The organism is Pseudomonas sp. SIMBA_068 (assembly GCF_046534705.1).
In the GTDB taxonomy this organism is placed as follows: Bacteria; Pseudomonadota; Gammaproteobacteria; order Pseudomonadales; family Pseudomonadaceae; genus Aquipseudomonas; species Aquipseudomonas putida.
Window position 1 is genome coordinate 1 of the sequence record NZ_JAWRYI010001793.1, and the last position, 232, is coordinate 232.

The window sequence follows — 232 nt, forward strand, 5'->3', positions numbered from 1 at the left end:
CCGCCGCTGAGCGCGCCGACGTCAGATCCTGCACGCTAATCCCGCACATATCGCGCGCTTCAATGGCGTTCACCACCAGCAGATCGATACAGTTTTCAAACGCGGCTGACAACGGCCGGGCGGGCGCGGCATTGACGCAGACCGTAATCCCCCGCTGCTGTGCTGCCCGGGCCGCACAGAGGTTCACCGCTTCCGGGACTTCATTTTGCAGCACCAGCAGCGACACCTCCTG

General features: G+C 63.8%; 1 pseudogene. It reads right to left on the reverse strand.

The annotated features are described in order from the left end of the window. Positions 1–232: pseudogene (locus SB756_RS35935) on the reverse strand (ribokinase); the annotation flags it as partial.